The sequence below is a fragment of the Phenylobacterium soli genome (assembly GCF_003254475.1).
GTDB lineage: Bacteria > Pseudomonadota > Alphaproteobacteria > Caulobacterales > Caulobacteraceae > Phenylobacterium > Phenylobacterium soli.
Genome location: NZ_QFYQ01000001.1, coordinates 3,381,050 through 3,396,741, shown reverse-complemented (window position 1 = coordinate 3,396,741; position 15,692 = coordinate 3,381,050). Strand labels below are relative to the sequence as shown.

Sequence of the window (15,692 nt, the reverse complement as noted above, 5' to 3'; positions counted from 1 at the left end):
TTTTGAGGAATCCGCGGCCTCGCCCGCGCGCCGACTCACGCTATGGCCTTAACCCTCGATTAAGGATGTCGGTCGCCTAGTAAACCCATCCTTAAGGAGCAGGTGTTCCGCGGGCGGTCGCGGGCTCCTGAAAGCGGCAAACGGCCAAAGCGGCAGGTCAGGACGGCAGGGGTCCCCATGACGATTTCTCTCACAGCGCCCCGGGCGACGGAATTGAAGCCCCGGATCGTGGTCTTCGGCGTCGGCGGGGCCGGCGGCAACGCGGTCAACAACATGATCGAGGCGGGCCTCGAGGGCGTGGAGTTCGTCGTCGCCAACACCGACGCCCAGCAGCTCCAGTTCGCCAAGACCGACCGGCGCATCCAGCTCGGCGTGCAGGTCACCCAGGGCCTCGGCGCGGGCGCCCATCCTGAGGTCGGCATGAGCGCGGCCGAGGAGTCGATCCCGGAGATCGGCGAGCACCTCGACGGCGCCCACATGGTCTTCATCACCGCCGGCATGGGCGGCGGCACGGGCACCGGCGCGGCCCCGATCATCGCCAAGTGCGCCCGCGAGCGCGGCATACTGACGGTGGGCGTGGTCACCAAGCCGTTCCACTTCGAGGGGCGCCACCGCATGCGCCTGGCGGACGCCGGCATCGGCGAGCTGCAGCGCTACGTCGACACCCTGATCGTCATCCCGAACCAGAACCTGTTCCGCGTCGCCAACGAGCGGACCACCTTCGCCGAAGCCTTCGGCATGGCCGACCAGGTCCTGCACTCGGGCGTCCGCTCGATCACCGACCTGATGGTCCTGCCCGGCCTCATCAACCTCGACTTCGCCGACGTCCGCACGGTGATGACCGAGATGGGCAAGGCGATGATGGGCACCGGCGAGGCGGTGGGCGAGGACCGCGCCCTGATGGCCGCCCAGAACGCCATCCAGAACCCGCTCCTCGACGAGGTTTCGCTGAAGGGGGCCAAGGCCGTGCTGGTCAACGTCACCGGCGGCCTCGACATGACCCTGCTGGAAGTCGACGAGGCGGCCAACGCCATCTCCGAGCAGGTCGACCCGGAAGCCAACATCATCTTCGGCGCCGCCTTCGACCCGACCCTCGACGGCATGATCCGCGTGTCGGTGGTCGCCACCGGCATGGACGGCGCCTCGATTGCCGCCATCGAGCCCAAGCCCGAGCGCCGCACCCTGCAGGCCCCGGCGCTGCGCGTCGACGCCGAGCCGACCCCGCTGGCCCAAGCCGCTCCGGCCTTCGAGCCGGTGGCCGCCGAGATCGCCGCCGAGCCGCTCGCCGCCGAGGCTCCCGCCCTGGAGGAGGAGCAGCCCGGCCTGTTCGCCGCGGCCGCGCCGGCCCCGGTCGCCGCGGCGGCGCCGCAGCCGGTCATCAACGCCCCGATCACCCGCATCGTCGACCCGTCCGTGGCCGACGAGGAGGTCGACGACGAGCCGCTGTTCGCCGAGCCGGCCTTCGAGAGCCGCAAGCCGCGCGGCGGGTTCCTGTCGATGTTCGGCGGCGGTCGCCAGCGCTACGAGACCCCGGCGGCTCCGGCCCCGCGTCCGATGGCCAGCCGCGGCGGCGCCCAGCCGCTCGAGGTCGCCCAGCCCGACGCCCAGGCCGAGACCGCCGAGGATCTGGAGATCCCCTCCTTCCTGCGTCGGCTAGCCAACTAGCCCCGATCTCATCATAGGCGAATGCCGCCGGCCCCCGGCCGGCGTACAACACCTCCCGGCGTCTTTCCGGGAGGTGTTTTCATGCGGCATGACCATCTCATCGTCGTCGCCCCTGCGGCGGGCGGCTGGCGGGTCGCCCTCGACGACCTGGAACCGGTGATGTTCCTCTCCGGCCGCGAGGCCGAGGCCCACGCCCGCAGCCTGGCCACGCGGCTGGCGGCGGTCGGCGACGACGCCCGAGTGACGGTCCATGACCGCGCCGACGTCCTCGTCGGGTCCCGACGTTACCTGGCCGAATAGGCCGTTCGCCTAACCCCTTGTGCGTCCACATGTTTGTGGGTGCGTGAGGGGCGGGCCCGTTAACCCTTCCCAAAGCGAAACATTGCGAAACAGGGCTTGTTTTGCTGCGCCGCCGCATACGGCTTAACCAAGCTGCGGGGCGAGTTCGGTCGGCAGGGCCGGCTGATCAGATTCGGAAGGTTTCAAGCGTGGCCGCAGACGCCTATCAGCATACGGTGCGCAGCCCGGCGACCTTCGCCGGCGTCGGCGTGCACACTGGCGCCTACACGCGCGTCGCCGTGCGCCCGGCCGCGGCCGACACCGGTATCGTCTTCGTCCGCACCGACGTCATCGACAAGGACAACCGGGTGCTGGTCGCGCCCGACACCGTCGTGAAGACCCAGCTCGGCACCGTCATCGGCAACGATGCGGGCGTCACCGTCTCCACCATCGAGCACCTGATGGCCGCCCTGGTCATGACCGGGGTCGACAACGCCGTGGTCGAGATCGACGGGCCCGAAATGCCGATCATGGACGGCTCGTCCTTGCCCTTCATCAAGGTGCTCGACCGCGCCGGGACGCGCATGCAGGACTCCCCGCGCCGGTTCATCGAGGTCCTCGAGGATGTCGAGGTCGTGGAAGGCGACAAGCGCGCCGCGCTGAAGCCCGCCGAGGGCTTCGAAGTCGCCTTCGAGATCCGCTTTCCGACCGCCGCCATCGGCACGCAGACGATCGACCTCGCCATGGACGGCCAGGCCTTCCGCGACGAGCTCGCCGACTGCCGCACCTTCGGCTTCCTGCACGAGGTCGAGGCCCTGCGCGCCATGGGCCTGGCCCGCGGCGGCTCCATGGAGAACGTGGTGGTGATCGAGGGCGACCGGGTGCTGAACCCGGAGGGCCTGCGTCGCCCTGACGAATTCGTGCGCCACAAGGCCCTCGACGCCATCGGGGACCTCTACGTCCTCGGCGCCCCGATCCTTGGCCGCTTCGAGGGCGAGCTCGCCGGCCACGCCATGAACAACCTCCTGGTCCGCGCCCTGGCCGCCCAACCCACCGCCTGGCGCTACCGCACCTTCGCCGAGCCGCTGAAGCAGGCGGTCTGATCCGCTCCTCCCCCGTTCGACGGGGGAGGTGTCATCCGCCATGGAGCGGATGACGGAGGGGGCGGAATGCGCACTGCAGAAGCCGGCCCTTCCCACCGCCGCTCTCCGCTTCGCTCGGCTGCGGTCCCCCCTTCCTGTGAACGGGAAGGGATATGCGGCGCCGTTCCGTTTGCGCTCCTATCGACGTGGTGTAGAAGCGGAGTCCTCGCGTGGGGGCGCGGTCTGTCCTTGAGGTGAAGGTGCTCGTCGTTCGGAATTCGTGGGCTCGCCCGGCGCTGGTCGCCGCCCTCTGCGCACTCGCGGTCGCCGGCTGCGCCGGCAAGGGCAAGAAGAAGCCACAGCTTGCCTATGAGGAGCGGCCGGTCGAGCTGCTCTACGCCACGGGCGCGGACTACATGGACCGCCGCCTGTGGAACCAGGCCGTCGACTATTTCGGCGAGGTGGAGCGCCAGCACCCCTATTCGGAGTGGGCCCGCCGCTCGATCCTGATGCAGGCCTTCGCCCACTACGAGTCGAACAACTACGCCGAGGCGATCGCCGACGCCGACCGGTTCATCCAGCTCTATCCGGGCAACCCGGCCGCGGCCTACGCCCACTATCTGAAGGCCGTCTGCTACTTCGAGCAGATCGTCGACGTGGGCCGTGACCAGGCGGCCACCGGCCAGGCGCTCGACAACCTCAAGGACGTCGTCCAGCGCTACCCGAACACCGAATACGCCACCGACGCCCGGCTGAAGATCGACATGGTCAACGACCAGCTCGCCGGCAAGGAAATGACCATCGGCCGCTACTACCTGCGGCAGGGCGATACCCTGGCGGCGATCAACCGCTTCAAGGGCGTGGTCGACCGCTACCAGACCACCAGCCACACCCCCGAGGCGCTCTATCGCCTGGTGGAGGCCTACCTGACCCTCGGCCTCGTCGAGGAGGCCAAGAAGAACGGCGCCGTGCTCGGCTACAACTACCCGGGCGATCCCTGGTACGCCGACGCCTACAAGCTGCTGACGAGCAGCGGGCTGAAGCCCGCCGTCGAGCCGACGGCCAGAGGCAAGCGCGGCCTGTTCCACATGCCGTTCCGGCACGACAAGGAACAGACCATCAAGCCGCCGTCCGAAGCCAAGCCGGTCGAGGCCAAGACCGAGGCCGCCCCGCCTCCGGCCGCCGCTCCGGCCGAGACGCCGAAGACCGACGCCCCCGCCGAGAAGCCGAAGAAGAGGCGCTCCATCTTCCACCCCTTCGGCTGACCACGAAGAACACGAAAAGCACGAAAGGGCGGCCTTGGGCCGCCCTCTTCATTTGCGGACCACTTGTGCTTGCCGGCGGGCTTTCGTGTCTTTCGTGCCTTTCGTGGTTCCCGGCCGAAGGCCGCCATCCGTGTCGATCGGTGAGGTCCGTGGTTCTCTTCGTCTCTTGAAATAAAGAACAAACCGTGATCGATATTCCGCAGGGCCGCCCTTGGTCGGGCGCTGATTCCGGGCGATCCTCGCACCCATGCTGATCGGATTGTGGATCCGCGACGTGGTCCTGATCGAGGCCCTGGACCTGTCCATCGGCCCGGGCCTGACCGTGCTCACCGGCGAGACCGGGGCCGGCAAGTCGATCATCCTCGACGCCCTGGGCCTGGCCACCGGCGCCCGCGCCGACGCCGGCCTCGTGCGCCGCGGCGCCGCCCAGGCCGCCGCCTCCGCCGTCTTCGCGCCCGCGCCCGACCATCCGGTCTGGGAGATCCTCGAGGAGAAGGGCCTCTCCTACGGCCGCGACGAGGACCTCGTGCTTCGCCGCACCCTCTCGGCCGACGGCCGCAGTCGCGCCTTCGTCAACGACCAGGCGACCGGCGTCGGCGTGCTGAAGGAGATCGGCGAGGCCCTGCTCGAGGTCCACGGCCAGCACGAGACCGTCGGCCTGCTGGACGCCCGCACCCATCGGCCGCTGCTCGACGCCTTCGGCGGGCTCGCCGGCCAGGTCGAGGCGGTGAAGGCCGCCTGGCACGGCTGGCGCGAGGCGCGCCAGAAGGTCGAGGAGCTGCACCGCCTGGTGGACCAGGCCGCCGCCGAGACCGAGGAGCTGACCCTGCGCCTCGCCGAGATCGAGCGCCTGGATCCGCGCGAGGGCGAGGAGGCCGAACTCGCCGGCGAGCGCGCCCTGCTGGGCGCGGCCGAGAAGTCCCTGGCCGAGATCGGCGCCGCACGCGACGTGTTCGACGGCCTCTCGGCGCGCGTCGCCGGGGCCGTCCGCTCCCTCGACCGCGCCCGCGAGCGCGCCCTTTCGGCCGGCGCCGCCGAGGAGGTCGCCGCCGTCAGGCGCCTGGCCGAAGCCTCCGCCGCCCTTGACCGGGTGCTCATCGAGGCCCAGGAGGCTGAGGCCGCCATCGACCTGGCCGCCGAGGCCTTCGCGTTCGAGCCCGATCGCCTGGAGAAGGCCGAGGAGCGGCTGTTCGACCTGCGGGGGCTCGCCCGCAAGCTCGGCGTCAGCGTCGAGGAGCTGCCCACCCTGCGCGCCCGTTTCGCCGAGCGGCTGCGCGCCGTCGAGACCTCCGGCGACGAGCTGAAGGCCGCCGAGGCCGCGCTCGCCGCCGCCCGCTCAGCCTACCTCGCCGCCGCCGGGACCCTCTCGGCCGCCCGCCGCGCCGCCGGCGACCGGCTCGCCGCCGCCGTCATGGCCGAGCTCGCCCCCCTCAAGCTCGAGAAGGCCCGCTTCCAGGTCGCGGTCGAGCCGCTGGCGGAGGCCCGGGCCGGGCCGGCAGGTGTTGACGATGTGGCCTTCCAGATCGCCACCAACCCCGGCGCGCCCTTCGGCGACCTCGCTGCCATCGCCTCCGGCGGCGAGCTCGCCCGCTTCGCCCTGGCCCTCAAGGCCGCGCTCGCCGGCCGCGGCGCCGGCCCCCAGCCACTGATGATCTTCGACGAGGTCGACCAAGGCGTCGGCGGCGCCGTCGCCGACGCCGTCGGTCTGCGCCTCAAGCGCCTCGCCGCGGACGCGCAGGTCCTCGTGGTCACCCACAGCCCGCAGGTGGCGGCCCGCGGCGACGCGCACTGGCGCATCGCCAAGGCCGGGGAGGGCGAGCGGCTGCGCACCGCCGTCGAGCCGCTCTCCGCCGCCGAGCGTGAAGAGGAGCTCGCCCGCATGCTCTCCGGCGCGGAGATCACCGACGCCGCCCGCGCCGCCGCCCGAGCCCTGATGCATGCCTGACGGGACTCCCTTAAGAGGGAGCCGATGATGAAGCCCGTCGCGGACCTCACCGAAGCCGAAGCCGTCGAGGAGCTGACCCGCCTCGCCGACGAGATCGCCCAGCACGACATCCGCTATTACCAGCAGGATGAGCCCTCGATCTCCGACGCCGACTACGATGCGCTCAAGCAGCGCAACGCGGCAATCGAGGCGGCCTTCCCGCACCTGATCCGTGAGAATTCGCCGTCCTTGCGCGTCGGTGCGGCTCGCGCCGAGCAGTTCTCGCCTGTCGAACATGGCGTGCCCATGCTCAGCCTCGACAACTCCTTCTCCGACGAGGACACGGCCGAGTTCGACGCCCGCGTCCGCCGCTTCCTCAAGCTCGGTGAGGATCCTGTGGCCTACACCGCCGAGCCGAAGATCGACGGCCTGTCCTGCTCGATCCGCTACGAGAAGGGGGAGCTCGTCCGCGCCGCCACCCGCGGCGATGGCCGGGTGGGCGAGGACGTCACCGCCAATGTCCGCACCATCGGCGAGATCCCCAAGCGCCTGAAGGGCGAGGGCTGGCCCGAGGTCATCGAGGTCCGCGGCGAGATCTATCTCGGCCATGCGGAGTTCGCGGCGCTCAACGAGGCCGCGGCCGCCGCCGGCCAGAAGACCTACGCCAACCCGCGCAACGCCGCCGCCGGCTCGCTGCGCCAGATCGATCCGAAGGTCACGGCGACCCGCCCCCTGCGCTTCTTCGCCTACGCCTGGGGCCTGATCAGCGAGCCCTTCGCCGACAGCCAGTCAGACGCGCTCAAGAAGCTCAAGGCATGGGGCTTCGAGACCACTCCGCAGAGCCGCTGCGTGCATGGCCTTGAGGGCCTGCTCGACGCCTACCGCGCCATGGAAGCGGAACGGCCGAAGCTCGGTTTCGACATCGACGGCGTGGTCTACAAGGTCGACCGCCTGGACTGGCAGAACCGCCTAGGCTTCGTCTCGCGCGCGCCGCGCTGGGGCATCGCCCGCAAGTTCCCGGCCCAGCAGGCGCGCACCGTGCTCGAAGCCATCGACATCCAGGTCGGCCGCACCGGCGCCCTGACGCCCGTGGCCCGCCTGACGCCGGTGACGGTGGGTGGCGTCGTGGTGACCAACGCCACCCTGCACAACGCCGACGAGATCGCGCGCCTCGATGCGCGGGTGGGAGACACGGTGATCCTCCAGCGGGCCGGCGACGTGATCCCGCAGATCGTCTCCGTGGTGCTGGACGAGCGTCCCAAGCCGGCGCCCGAACCCTACGCCTTCCCGCACACCTGTCCGTGTCCGCTGCACACCGAGGTGGTGCGCGAGACGACCGCCTCGGGCGCCGAGACCGTCGTCCGCCGCTGCTCGGGCGAATTCGCCTGCCCCTTCCAGAAGCTGGCGCACCTTCGTCACTTCGTCTCGCGGCGGGCCTTCGACATCGAGGGTCTCGGCGAAAAGCAGCTCACCGCCTTCTCCGAGCGCGGCTGGCTCAATTCGCCGGCCGACATCTTCCGCCTCCACGAGCACCGGGACGAGCTCCTCGGGACCGAGGGCTACGGCGAGGTCAGCGTCCGCAACCTGCTGGCCGGCATCGAGGCGCGGCGGACCATTCCGCTGGACCGCTTCATCTACGGTCTCGGCATCCGCCACATCGGCGAGACCACGGCCGTGGTGATGGCGCGCGGCTACGGCACGGTGGCGCACTTCCTGGAAGCCATGGACAAGGTCGCCGGGCGCGATCCGGAGGCGATCGAGGAGCTCGACGCCATGGACCAGATCGGCGACGCGGTGATCGAGGCGGCGGCGGCCTATTTCGCCGAGGACCACAACCGGGCCATGGTCGAGGACCTCGGCGCCCAGCTCACCGTCCTCGAGGCCGAGAAGCCCAAGACCGACACCGCCGTCGCCGGCAAGACGGTGGTCTTCACCGGCGCGCTGGAGCGGATGACCCGGGATGAGGCCAAGGCCCAGGCCGAGCGGCTGGGGGCGAAGGTCTCCGGCTCGGTATCGAAGAAGACCGACATCGTCGTCGCCGGGCCCGGCGCAGGCTCCAAGCTCAAGACCGCCACTGAGCTCGGCATCCAGGTGATGACCGAGGACGAGTGGCTGGAGATGGTCGGCGCCTAGGCGCGGGCGGCGACGATCCAGACGGCGGCGTTGAGCTTCACGCCGTCAGGCGCCTCGTGCTCCGCCAAGGCGGCGCGCACGGCGGCCTCGACCTGCGGCCGCAGCTCGGGCCGGTCGCGCAGGATCGCCCCGAGCGGGCCGATCCGGAAGGCGAGGTCGAGGACGGTGGCGAGGTCGCCGGCGCCCACCTTCTCGTCGTAGGGCGTGATCGCGACGTCGCCGAACCCGGCGCTCGTCAGGATCGCCTGAACGCGCTCTGGATCGGCGAAGGCGAAGGGGCCCGGCGCGCCCGGCGTCGGCGGGGGCGGCGGCTCCGGCAGGTGCGGCAGCGCGGCCTGCATCGGCAGGGTCATGATCGGGCTCTCGTCGGGCCGACGCCAGCAGACGAAGGCGAGCCGGCCGCCGGGCTTCAGGGCCTTGCGGATGTTGGCGAACGCCGCCGTCGGGTCGGCGAAGAACATCACCCCGAAGCGCGAGAACGCCCCGTCGAAGCCGGCCGGCGGCAGGGCGGCGGTCTGGGCGTCGGCCTGCTCGAAGCGCAACTGCGGCCGGCCCTCGCCCCGCCGGCGCGCCAGAGCCAGCAGCGGGCCGGAGATGTCGAGGCCGAGCACTTCACCGCTGGGCCCCACGGCCTCGGCGAGGGCGAGGCTGCTGGCCCCGGCGCCGCAGCCGATGTCGAGAATGCGCTCGCCCTTCGTGGGGGCGAGCTCGGCGATGCCGCGCGCGCCGAGCGGCGCGAGCTGGCGGTCGAGCGGCGCCTGGGCGTCGGCCCAGGTCCGGCCGGCCGTCTCGTTCCAGTAGGCGACCTGGCCGGCGTTGGGCGCTTCGCTCATCGGAGTCACAGCGGCGCGCAGGCTTGCGCCAGCCAGGCGCGGACCTCGGCCGGGCTCTTCGGCCCCACCACCTCCAGCACCCGCGCATGGTAGGCGTCGACCTGGCGGCGCTCCTCGTCGGTGAGCAGGGCGGTGTCGATCAGCCGGCGGTCGATGGGGGCCAGCGTCAGGGTCTCGAAGCCCAGCATCGGCCGGTCGCCCCCGTCGATCGGCTCGGCCGGCGTCACCACCTGCAAGTTCTCGATGCGGATCCCGTAGGCGCCTTCCTTGTAGTAGCCCGGCTCGTTCGAGACGATCATGCCGGGGCGGAGGGCGACGGCGTTGGGCGCCTTGGCGATCCGGTGCGGGCCCTCGTGCACGCCGAGGTAGGAGCCGACGCCGTGGCCGGTGCCGTGGTCGTAGTCGAGCCCGTGGGCCCACAGCGCCTGACGCGCCAGGACGTCCAGCGCCGAGCCCGTGGTCCCGGCCGGGAAGCGCACCCGGGCCAGCGCCAGGTTGCCCTTCAGCACCAGGGTGAAGCGCTGGCGCATCTCGGCGGTCGGCTCGCCGATGGCGATCGTGCGGGTCACGTCGGTGGTGCCGTCCAGGTACTGGGCCCCGGAATCGACCAGCAGCAGCGAGCCCTTTTCGGCCCGCTTGTTGAGCCGCTCCGTGGGTCGGTAGTGGACGATGGCGCCGTTGGACGCCGCGCCGGCGATCGTGTCGAAGGAGAGATCCTTCAGGGCGCCGGTCTCTTCGCGGAAGGCCTCGAGCCTGGAGACGGTCTCCACCTCGTCCGGCGGGTTCGCCTGGCCGTCGGTGGCCAGCCAGTAGAGGAAGCGGGCCAGGGCGACGCCGTCGCGGGCGTGGGCCTTGCGGCTGCCCTCCACCTCCACCGGGTTCTTGCAGGCGCGGGGCAGGGCGCAGGGGTCCTCGCCGCGCAGCACCTGGGCGCCGGCCGCCGACAGCGCCTCGAAGTACCAGGCCGAGGAGATCGACGGATCGATCAGCACCTTCTTGCCCTTGAGGTCGCCGATCGCGTCGTAGAGGTCGCCGGGGGTCTCCAGCCGCACCTCGTTGCCCAGCCACGTCGGCAGTTCGGGGGTAACCTTCTGCGGGTCGAGGAACAGCCGCGCCGATCCGTCGGCGTTGAGGATGGCCTGCGACAGTGGCAGGGGCGAGCGGATCACGTCGCCGCCCCGGATGTTGAACAGCCAGGCGATCGATGCCGGCGCCGTGATCACCGTCGCCTCGGCGCCATGCTTGCGCAGCAGTTCGCCGAGCCGGTGGCGCTTGGAGGAGGAATCCTCGCCGGCGTAGTCCAGCGGGTGCGGCTGCACCGGCGCCAGCGGCTGCGGCGGCCGGGCCGCGCCCCAGGCCTCATCCACCGGATTGGGCGTCACGGGGCGTAGCTCCGCGCCGGCCCGGGCGGCGGCGGACTTCAGCCGCTCCAGGGCGTCCGGGCTGTGCAGGCGTGGGTCGTAGCCGATCAGGGCGCCCGGCTTGGCGGCGGTCTCGAGGTAAGCCGGAACGCCGCCTTCCACCAGATCGCGGATCTCGAACAGGTCCGCGTCTACCTGGTCGCGCACCTGCAGCGTGTAGCGGCCGTCCACGAAGATCGCCGCCCGGTCCTTGAGGATCACCGCCGCGCCGGCCGAGCCGGTGAAGCCGGTGGCCCAGGCCAGCCGGTCGTTGGCCGCGGGCAGGTATTCGTTCTGGTGCTCGTCCTCGTGCGGCACCAGCACGCCGTCGAGGCCCTGCTGGGCCATGGCCCGACGGATCAGCGGAACGTGCTTCGGACCGAAGGAGGGATCGGTGGATTCGTCGAAGGTTTGGCGCATTCCTGGGATGTAGCCCTTCCGTTGCGGAGGGCAAAGGGCATCGCTTTTCGCGCGCTATTTTATCCCGGATAAAATTGACAAACCCGCCCCGCCGAACTATCGCCGTCGAATGGACAAGCAGAGCCGCCGCGAGGCCCTTCGCCAGTACAAGGAGACCAAGCGCCCGGCGGGGATCTTCGCCGTCCGCTGCGCGGCGAGCGGCCAGGTGTGGGTCGGCGCCTCGCGCAACCTCGACCAGCAGCAGAACGGCCTGTGGTTCGGACTGCGGCTGGGGACCCATCCGAACAAGGTGATGCAGGCCGCGTGGAAGGCGCACGGGGAGGCCGCCTTCGCTCTCGAGCGGCTGGAGACCATCGACGACGAGGACCTCAGCGCGCTCGCCCTCAGCCTCAGGCTGAAGGACGCCGAGCAGCGCTGGCGCGATCAGCTCGGCGCGGGAAAGGTCGCCGGCTAGGCCCGGCGCAGGGTGAGCGTCGACCAGGCGTCGCGGTGCAACCGGCGCTCCAGCCGGAAGCCGCGGGAGAGATAGGCCGCCAGGACGCGCCGCTCCTGGGTGCGCAGCAGGCCCGAGAGGATGGCGATGCCGCCGGGCTTCAGCGCGCCCTTGATGTCCTGCGCCAGCGCCACGAGCGGCGGGGCCAGGATGTTGGCGAACACCAGGTCATAGGGACCCTGGCTGCGCACCACCGAGGCGTTCAGGCCGCTGGCGTGGACAAACCGGGCGCCGGCGGCGTTGAGGTCGGCGTTTTCGTTGGCGATCCGCACGGAGGGCGCATCGATGTCGGTGCCCAGCGCCACGCGGCTGCCGGTTCGGGCGGCAGCGATCGCCAGCACGCCGGTGCCGCAGCCCACGTCGAGCACGCGTTCGAAGCGGCGCTGCTTCAGCAGCCGGTCGTAGGCGAAGAGGCAGCCGACGGTGGTGCCGTGGTGGCCGGTCCCGAAGGCGGCGCCCGCCTCGATGCGCAGGTTGACCGCGTTGGGCGGCACGAGGCCCTTGTCGTGGGCGCCGTAGACGAAGAAGCGGCCGGCCCGCACCGGCGGCAGGCCCGAGAGCGACATCGCCAGCCAGTCGGCGTCGGCCAGCTTCTCCACGGTGACGCGCAGGTCCTTGTAGCGGCGCAGCACCGCCTCGATGGCGGCCTGCTCCTCCGGCTCGTTGGGGAAGGCGTCGATGCGCCAGATCCCGCGGTCCTCGTCTTCCTCGAGGATCGAGTAGGTGAGGGCCTCCGTGGCGGGGTCGCCGTCCAGCGCGGCGGCGGCGGCTTCGGCTTCGGCGCGGGCGCCGCGGGCGATGATCTGGACGGCCTGGTCGCTCATGGCGCCCCGTCTAGCGGGCCGCGAGCGGCGGAGCTAGTCCGCGTCGCCCTCCGCACCGCCATCCTCGCCATCGTGCGCCGGCGGCAGCAGGTCCATGCCGTAGGGTTGGCCGCCCTGCAGTGACGGAAAGACCGGATCGCGCCCGGGCTCCTCGTACGCCGCGGCGGTCATCACCACCGGCTCGGGGGGCGGCGGAGCGTCGTCGCTGCGGGCGACGCGGATCGGGCGGAGCTCCGGCGGCGGCGCGAGGGACTTCTTCCAGTCCGTGCCCAGCACATAGTCGGGCAGCTGGCCCTGGTAGCTGGCGAAGGTCTGGCCATCGTCGAACGGTCCGGTGGAGCGCACGCCGGCCCAGCCGGCGATCACCTGCGGGCCTTCCGGGCGGTCGTCGGCCCGCAGGTCCGGCTTGGCCACGGCGCCCATCAGCAGTCCGGCCGTGAGTGCGATGCCCGCCCCGGTGAGGACCGTCTTCACTCGAATATCTCCGTTCCAACGCGGCCCTAGAGCGCGCAAGGACGGTGATTGGTTCAGGGCCAAGCTGGCGCCCCGGCATGGGCTGGCGCGTTCAGGCGACGGGAGATCCTGGACGCATGAGCAAGTACCTGCCGCTGACCGAGCGCCTGAGCCGCCATGCCGGAGATGAATGGCGGGCGAGCTTCGCTGAGATCGAGGACGCCCTGGGCTTTCCCCTGCCCAAGTCGGCCCGCGGCGGCGCCGCCTGGTGGTCGAATGCGCCCGACAAGCCGTGGATGGCGGCCGGCTGGGAGGTGGCCGAGGTCGACCGGCCGGCCGAGATGGTGACCTTCCGCAGGCCGGTGTCGGAGGCCGAGCTCTCCGGCGCGCCCGACGTGATGCGGCCGCAAGTGCAGGCGGCGGTCGCCGAGGCGGCCAAGGGGCCCGAGGTGGTGGCGCAGGTCGAGCCGACCAACCGACCCGCGCCGAAGTGGGGTCTGGTCGCCGCCGGCGCGGCCCTAGTGGCCGGCCTCGGCGCCCTGATCGCCCTGCGGCGGCGCTAGGCTTTCTCGACGAAGCTGTCGATGACCTTCTTCTCGCCGGCCTTCTCGAAGGCGACGGTGAGTTTGTTGCCCTCGATGCCGGTCACCGCGCCGTAGCCGAACTTCATGTGGAACACCCGGTCGCCGCGCCTGTAGGCGCTCGACGCGCTGGTCTCCGACACGGCGACGAGCCGGCCTTCGCCCTCGATCACTTGTTGGCGGCCGGGGTGCGTGCCGCGATAGCCCGCCTGCTGGGCGCGCCGCCAGCCGGGAGAGGAATAGCCGGCCCCGAAGCTCGGCGCCTCGTCCCATCGACTGCCGTGCTGCTGCATGCCCGGGCCGCCGCCATAATACCCGGTCTCTGACGAGGCCTCGACGTTGGCCAGCGGCAGCTCGTCCACGAACCGGCTCGGCAGCTGGCTCGTCCAGCGGCCATAGACCTGGCGGTTGGCGGCGAAGGAGATCCGCGCCTCCTCGCGGGCGCGGGTGATGCCGACGTAGGCGAGGCGCCGCTCCTCCTCCAGCCCCTTCTCGCCCTTCTCGTCCATCGAGCGCTGGGAGGGGAAGACGCCTTCCTCCCAGCCCGGCAGGAAGACCAGAGGGAACTCCAGCCCTTTGGCCGAGTGCAAAGTCATGATCTGCACCGCGTCGGCGGCGGGACCGCGATCGAGGTCCATCACCAGGGACACGTGCTCCAGATAGGCCTGAAGGCTGTCGAACGCGCCCATCGACTGGACGAGCTCCTTTAGGTTCTCGAGCCGGGTCTGGGCGGTCGGGCTTTTGTCGAGCCGCAACATGTCGGTGTAGCCGCTCTCCTCCAGCACCTGCTCCATCAGCCGCTGGTGCGGCATGCGGTCGGCCTCGATCCGCCAGCGGTCGAGATCGCGCAGGAAGTTGGAGAGCGAGGTGCGGGTGCGGGCCGGCAACTCGTCGGTGAGCACGATCTGGCGGGCCGCCAGGCTGGCGCTGACGCCGTTCAGCCGCGCGACCTGCAGCAGCTTCTGGACGGTAGTGTCGCCTATGCCGCGCTTGGGCTGGTTGACGATCCGCTCGAAGGCGAGGTCGTCGTCCTCCGACTGGATGAGCCGCAGGTAGGCGTGGGCGTCGCGGATTTCGGCCCGCTCGAAGAACCGCGGGCCGCCGACCACCGTGTAGGGGATCTGCAGCAGGACGAAGCGCTCTTCGAAGGCGCGCATCTGGAAGGAGGCGCGCACCAGGATGGCGATGTCGCGGTAGCGCCGGCCCTTCTTCTTGGCGGTCTCGATCTCGTCGGCGATCAGCCGGCTCTCGGCCTCGCCGTCCCAGACGCCGCGCACGATGACCTTTTCGCCGCCCTCGGCCTCGGTCCACAGCGTCTTGCCGAGCCGACCCTTGTTGGCGGCGATGAGGCCCGAGGCGGCGGCCAGGATGTGGCTCGTGGAGCGGTAGTTGCGCTCCAGCCGGATCACTGTCGCGCCCGGGAAGTCGCGCTCAAATCGCAGGATGTTGTCCACCTCGGCGCCGCGCCAGCCGTAGATCGACTGGTCGTCATCGCCGACGCAGCAGATGTTCTGGGCCTTCTGGGCCAGCAGGCGCAGCCAGAGGTACTGGGCGACGTTGGTGTCCTGGTACTCGTCCACCAGGATGTAGCGGAAACGGTCGTGGTACTCGGCCAGCACGTCCGGGTTGGCCGTGAAGATCGTCAGGTTGTGCAGCAGGAGATCGCCGAAGTCGCAGGCGTTCAGCACCCGCAGGCGCTCCTGGTAGAGGCGATAGAGCTTCTCGCCCTTGCCGTTGGCGAAGTGGGCGCCCTCGGCCGGCGGCAGCTTGTCGGGCGTCCAGCCGCGGTTCTTCCAGTGGTCGATCATCCCGGCGAGGGCCTTGGGCGTCCAGCGCTTGGCGTCGATGTTCTCGGCCTCGAGGAGCTGCTTGATCAGCCGCTCCTGATCGTCGTCGTCGAGGATGGTGTAGTTGGACTTCAGGCCCACCAGCTCGGCGTGCCGGCGCAGGATCTGGGCGGCGATCGAGTGGAAGGTGCCGAGCCAGCGCAGGCCCTCGGCGGCCGGCCCGATGATGGCCCCGATCCGCTCGCGCATCTCGCGCGCGGCCTTGTTGGTGAAGGTGACCGCCAGCAGTTCCCACGGCCGCGCCCGGCCGGCGGCGAGGATGTGGGCGAGGCGCGTGGTCAGCACGCGTGTCTTGCCGGTTCCGGCGCCGGCCAGCACCAGCACCGGGCCTTCGGTGGCCTCGACGGCCTGGCGCTGCTCGGGGTTCAGCCCATGCAGGTAGTCGCCCGAGGGCGGCTGCGCCCGGGCGAGGTCGCTGACACGCGGAACGGGCGGATCGAAGAGGGGGCCGGACTCGGACATCGGAACAAATATAGTCCGAAAAACGAGGCGG

At 71.0% G+C, this 15,692-nt stretch carries 13 protein-coding genes; 8 read left to right on the top strand and 5 right to left on the bottom strand.

Annotation, left to right across the window (positions count from 1 at the left end; translation table 11 throughout):
- The first annotated feature begins 177 nt into the window (after positions 1 to 177).
- The 6 genes from ftsZ (at position 178) to ligA (ending at position 8,348) form a co-directional block, all read left to right on the top strand.
- Positions 178 to 1,665, top strand: a complete 1,488-nt coding sequence (gene ftsZ, locus DJ017_RS16750) for a cell division protein FtsZ (RefSeq protein WP_111529788.1) — start codon at positions 178 to 180, stop codon at positions 1,663 to 1,665.
- An 81-nt stretch (positions 1,666 to 1,746) separates the two neighbouring features.
- Positions 1,747 to 1,965, top strand: a complete 219-nt coding sequence (locus tag DJ017_RS16745; RefSeq protein WP_111529787.1) for a hypothetical protein — start codon at positions 1,747 to 1,749, stop codon at positions 1,963 to 1,965.
- A gap of 188 nt (positions 1,966 to 2,153) precedes the next feature.
- On the top strand, positions 2,154 to 3,047 hold the full coding sequence (gene lpxC / locus DJ017_RS16740; protein WP_111529786.1) for a UDP-3-O-acyl-N-acetylglucosamine deacetylase: 894 nt from the start codon (positions 2,154 to 2,156) through the stop codon (positions 3,045 to 3,047).
- A 209-nt stretch (positions 3,048 to 3,256) separates the two neighbouring features.
- Positions 3,257 to 4,291: an outer membrane protein assembly factor BamD gene (locus DJ017_RS16735; protein WP_377284552.1), complete on the top strand. Its 1,035-nt coding sequence runs from the start codon at positions 3,257 to 3,259 to the stop codon at positions 4,289 to 4,291.
- Between the two features lie 247 nt (positions 4,292 to 4,538).
- Positions 4,539 to 6,236 (top strand): DNA repair protein RecN, encoded by a 1,698-nt coding sequence (gene recN, locus DJ017_RS16730; protein WP_111529785.1) that lies wholly within the window; start codon positions 4,539 to 4,541, stop codon positions 6,234 to 6,236.
- 27 nt (positions 6,237 to 6,263) lie between these two features.
- On the top strand, positions 6,264 to 8,348 hold the full coding sequence (ligA, locus tag DJ017_RS16725; protein WP_111530150.1) for an NAD-dependent DNA ligase LigA: 2,085 nt from the start codon (positions 6,264 to 6,266) through the stop codon (positions 8,346 to 8,348).
- Here the strand turns inward: ligA and DJ017_RS16720 are convergent.
- On the bottom strand, positions 8,345 to 9,181 hold the full coding sequence (locus tag DJ017_RS16720) for a class I SAM-dependent methyltransferase (protein WP_111529784.1): 837 nt from the start codon (positions 9,179 to 9,181) through the stop codon (positions 8,345 to 8,347). The two genes, ligA and DJ017_RS16720, sit on opposite strands and share 4 nt — an antisense overlap.
- 5 nt (positions 9,182 to 9,186) lie before the next feature.
- A complete protein-coding gene (locus DJ017_RS16715) occupies positions 9,187 to 11,001 on the bottom strand; it encodes an aminopeptidase P family protein (protein WP_111529783.1) in 1,815 nt (604 codons plus the stop codon).
- A 109-nt stretch (positions 11,002 to 11,110) separates the two neighbouring features.
- Between DJ017_RS16715 and DJ017_RS16710 the strand changes: the two genes are divergently transcribed.
- Positions 11,111 to 11,455 carry a GIY-YIG nuclease family protein gene (locus tag DJ017_RS16710; protein ID WP_111529782.1) on the top strand — a complete coding sequence of 115 codons (345 nt, stop codon included), beginning with the start codon at positions 11,111 to 11,113 and terminating at the stop codon, positions 11,453 to 11,455.
- Here DJ017_RS16710 and DJ017_RS16705 read toward each other — a convergent pair.
- Positions 11,452 to 12,318, bottom strand: coding sequence for a 50S ribosomal protein L11 methyltransferase (locus DJ017_RS16705; RefSeq protein WP_111529781.1), 867 nt, complete (start codon positions 12,316 to 12,318; stop codon positions 11,452 to 11,454). The two genes, DJ017_RS16710 and DJ017_RS16705, sit on opposite strands and share 4 nt — an antisense overlap.
- Positions 12,319 to 12,351: 33 nt before the next feature.
- A complete protein-coding gene (locus DJ017_RS16700) occupies positions 12,352 to 12,792 on the bottom strand; it encodes a hypothetical protein (RefSeq protein WP_111529780.1) in 441 nt (146 codons plus the stop codon).
- 116 nt (positions 12,793 to 12,908) lie between these two features.
- On the opposite strand from DJ017_RS16700, the gene DJ017_RS16695 reads away from it, so the two are divergent.
- A complete protein-coding gene (locus tag DJ017_RS16695) occupies positions 12,909 to 13,334 on the top strand; it encodes a DUF7662 domain-containing protein (protein WP_111529779.1) in 426 nt (141 codons plus the stop codon).
- Here the strand turns inward: DJ017_RS16695 and DJ017_RS16690 are convergent.
- Complete coding sequence (locus tag DJ017_RS16690) at positions 13,331 to 15,661, bottom strand: ATP-dependent helicase (RefSeq protein ID WP_111529778.1); 2,331 nt, start codon at positions 15,659 to 15,661, stop codon at positions 13,331 to 13,333. The genes DJ017_RS16695 and DJ017_RS16690 overlap by 4 nt on opposite strands.
- Positions 15,662 to 15,692: the final 31 nt, after the last annotated feature.

What these genes read in the sequence shown, in the direction of transcription:
- ftsZ (WP_111529788.1), top strand. Translation starts at nt 178, where the DNA reads ATGACGATTTCTCTCACAGCGCCCCGGGCGACGGAATTGAAGCCCCGG.
- DJ017_RS16745 (WP_111529787.1), top strand. Translation starts at nt 1,747, where the DNA reads ATGCGGCATGACCATCTCATCGTCGTCGCCCCTGCGGCGGGCGGCTGG.
- recN (WP_111529785.1), top strand. Translation starts at nt 4,539, where the DNA reads ATGCTGATCGGATTGTGGATCCGCGACGTGGTCCTGATCGAGGCCCTG.
- ligA (WP_111530150.1), top strand. Translation starts at nt 6,264, where the DNA reads ATGAAGCCCGTCGCGGACCTCACCGAAGCCGAAGCCGTCGAGGAGCTG.
- DJ017_RS16720 (WP_111529784.1), bottom strand. Translation starts at nt 9,181, where the DNA reads ATGAGCGAAGCGCCCAACGCCGGCCAGGTCGCCTACTGGAACGAGACG.
- DJ017_RS16715 (WP_111529783.1), bottom strand. Translation starts at nt 11,001, where the DNA reads ATGCGCCAAACCTTCGACGAATCCACCGATCCCTCCTTCGGTCCGAAG.
- DJ017_RS16710 (WP_111529782.1), top strand. Translation starts at nt 11,111, where the DNA reads ATGGACAAGCAGAGCCGCCGCGAGGCCCTTCGCCAGTACAAGGAGACC.
- DJ017_RS16705 (WP_111529781.1), bottom strand. Translation starts at nt 12,318, where the DNA reads ATGAGCGACCAGGCCGTCCAGATCATCGCCCGCGGCGCCCGCGCCGAA.
- DJ017_RS16695 (WP_111529779.1), top strand. Translation starts at nt 12,909, where the DNA reads ATGAGCAAGTACCTGCCGCTGACCGAGCGCCTGAGCCGCCATGCCGGA.
- DJ017_RS16690 (WP_111529778.1), bottom strand. Translation starts at nt 15,661, where the DNA reads ATGTCCGAGTCCGGCCCCCTCTTCGATCCGCCCGTTCCGCGTGTCAGC.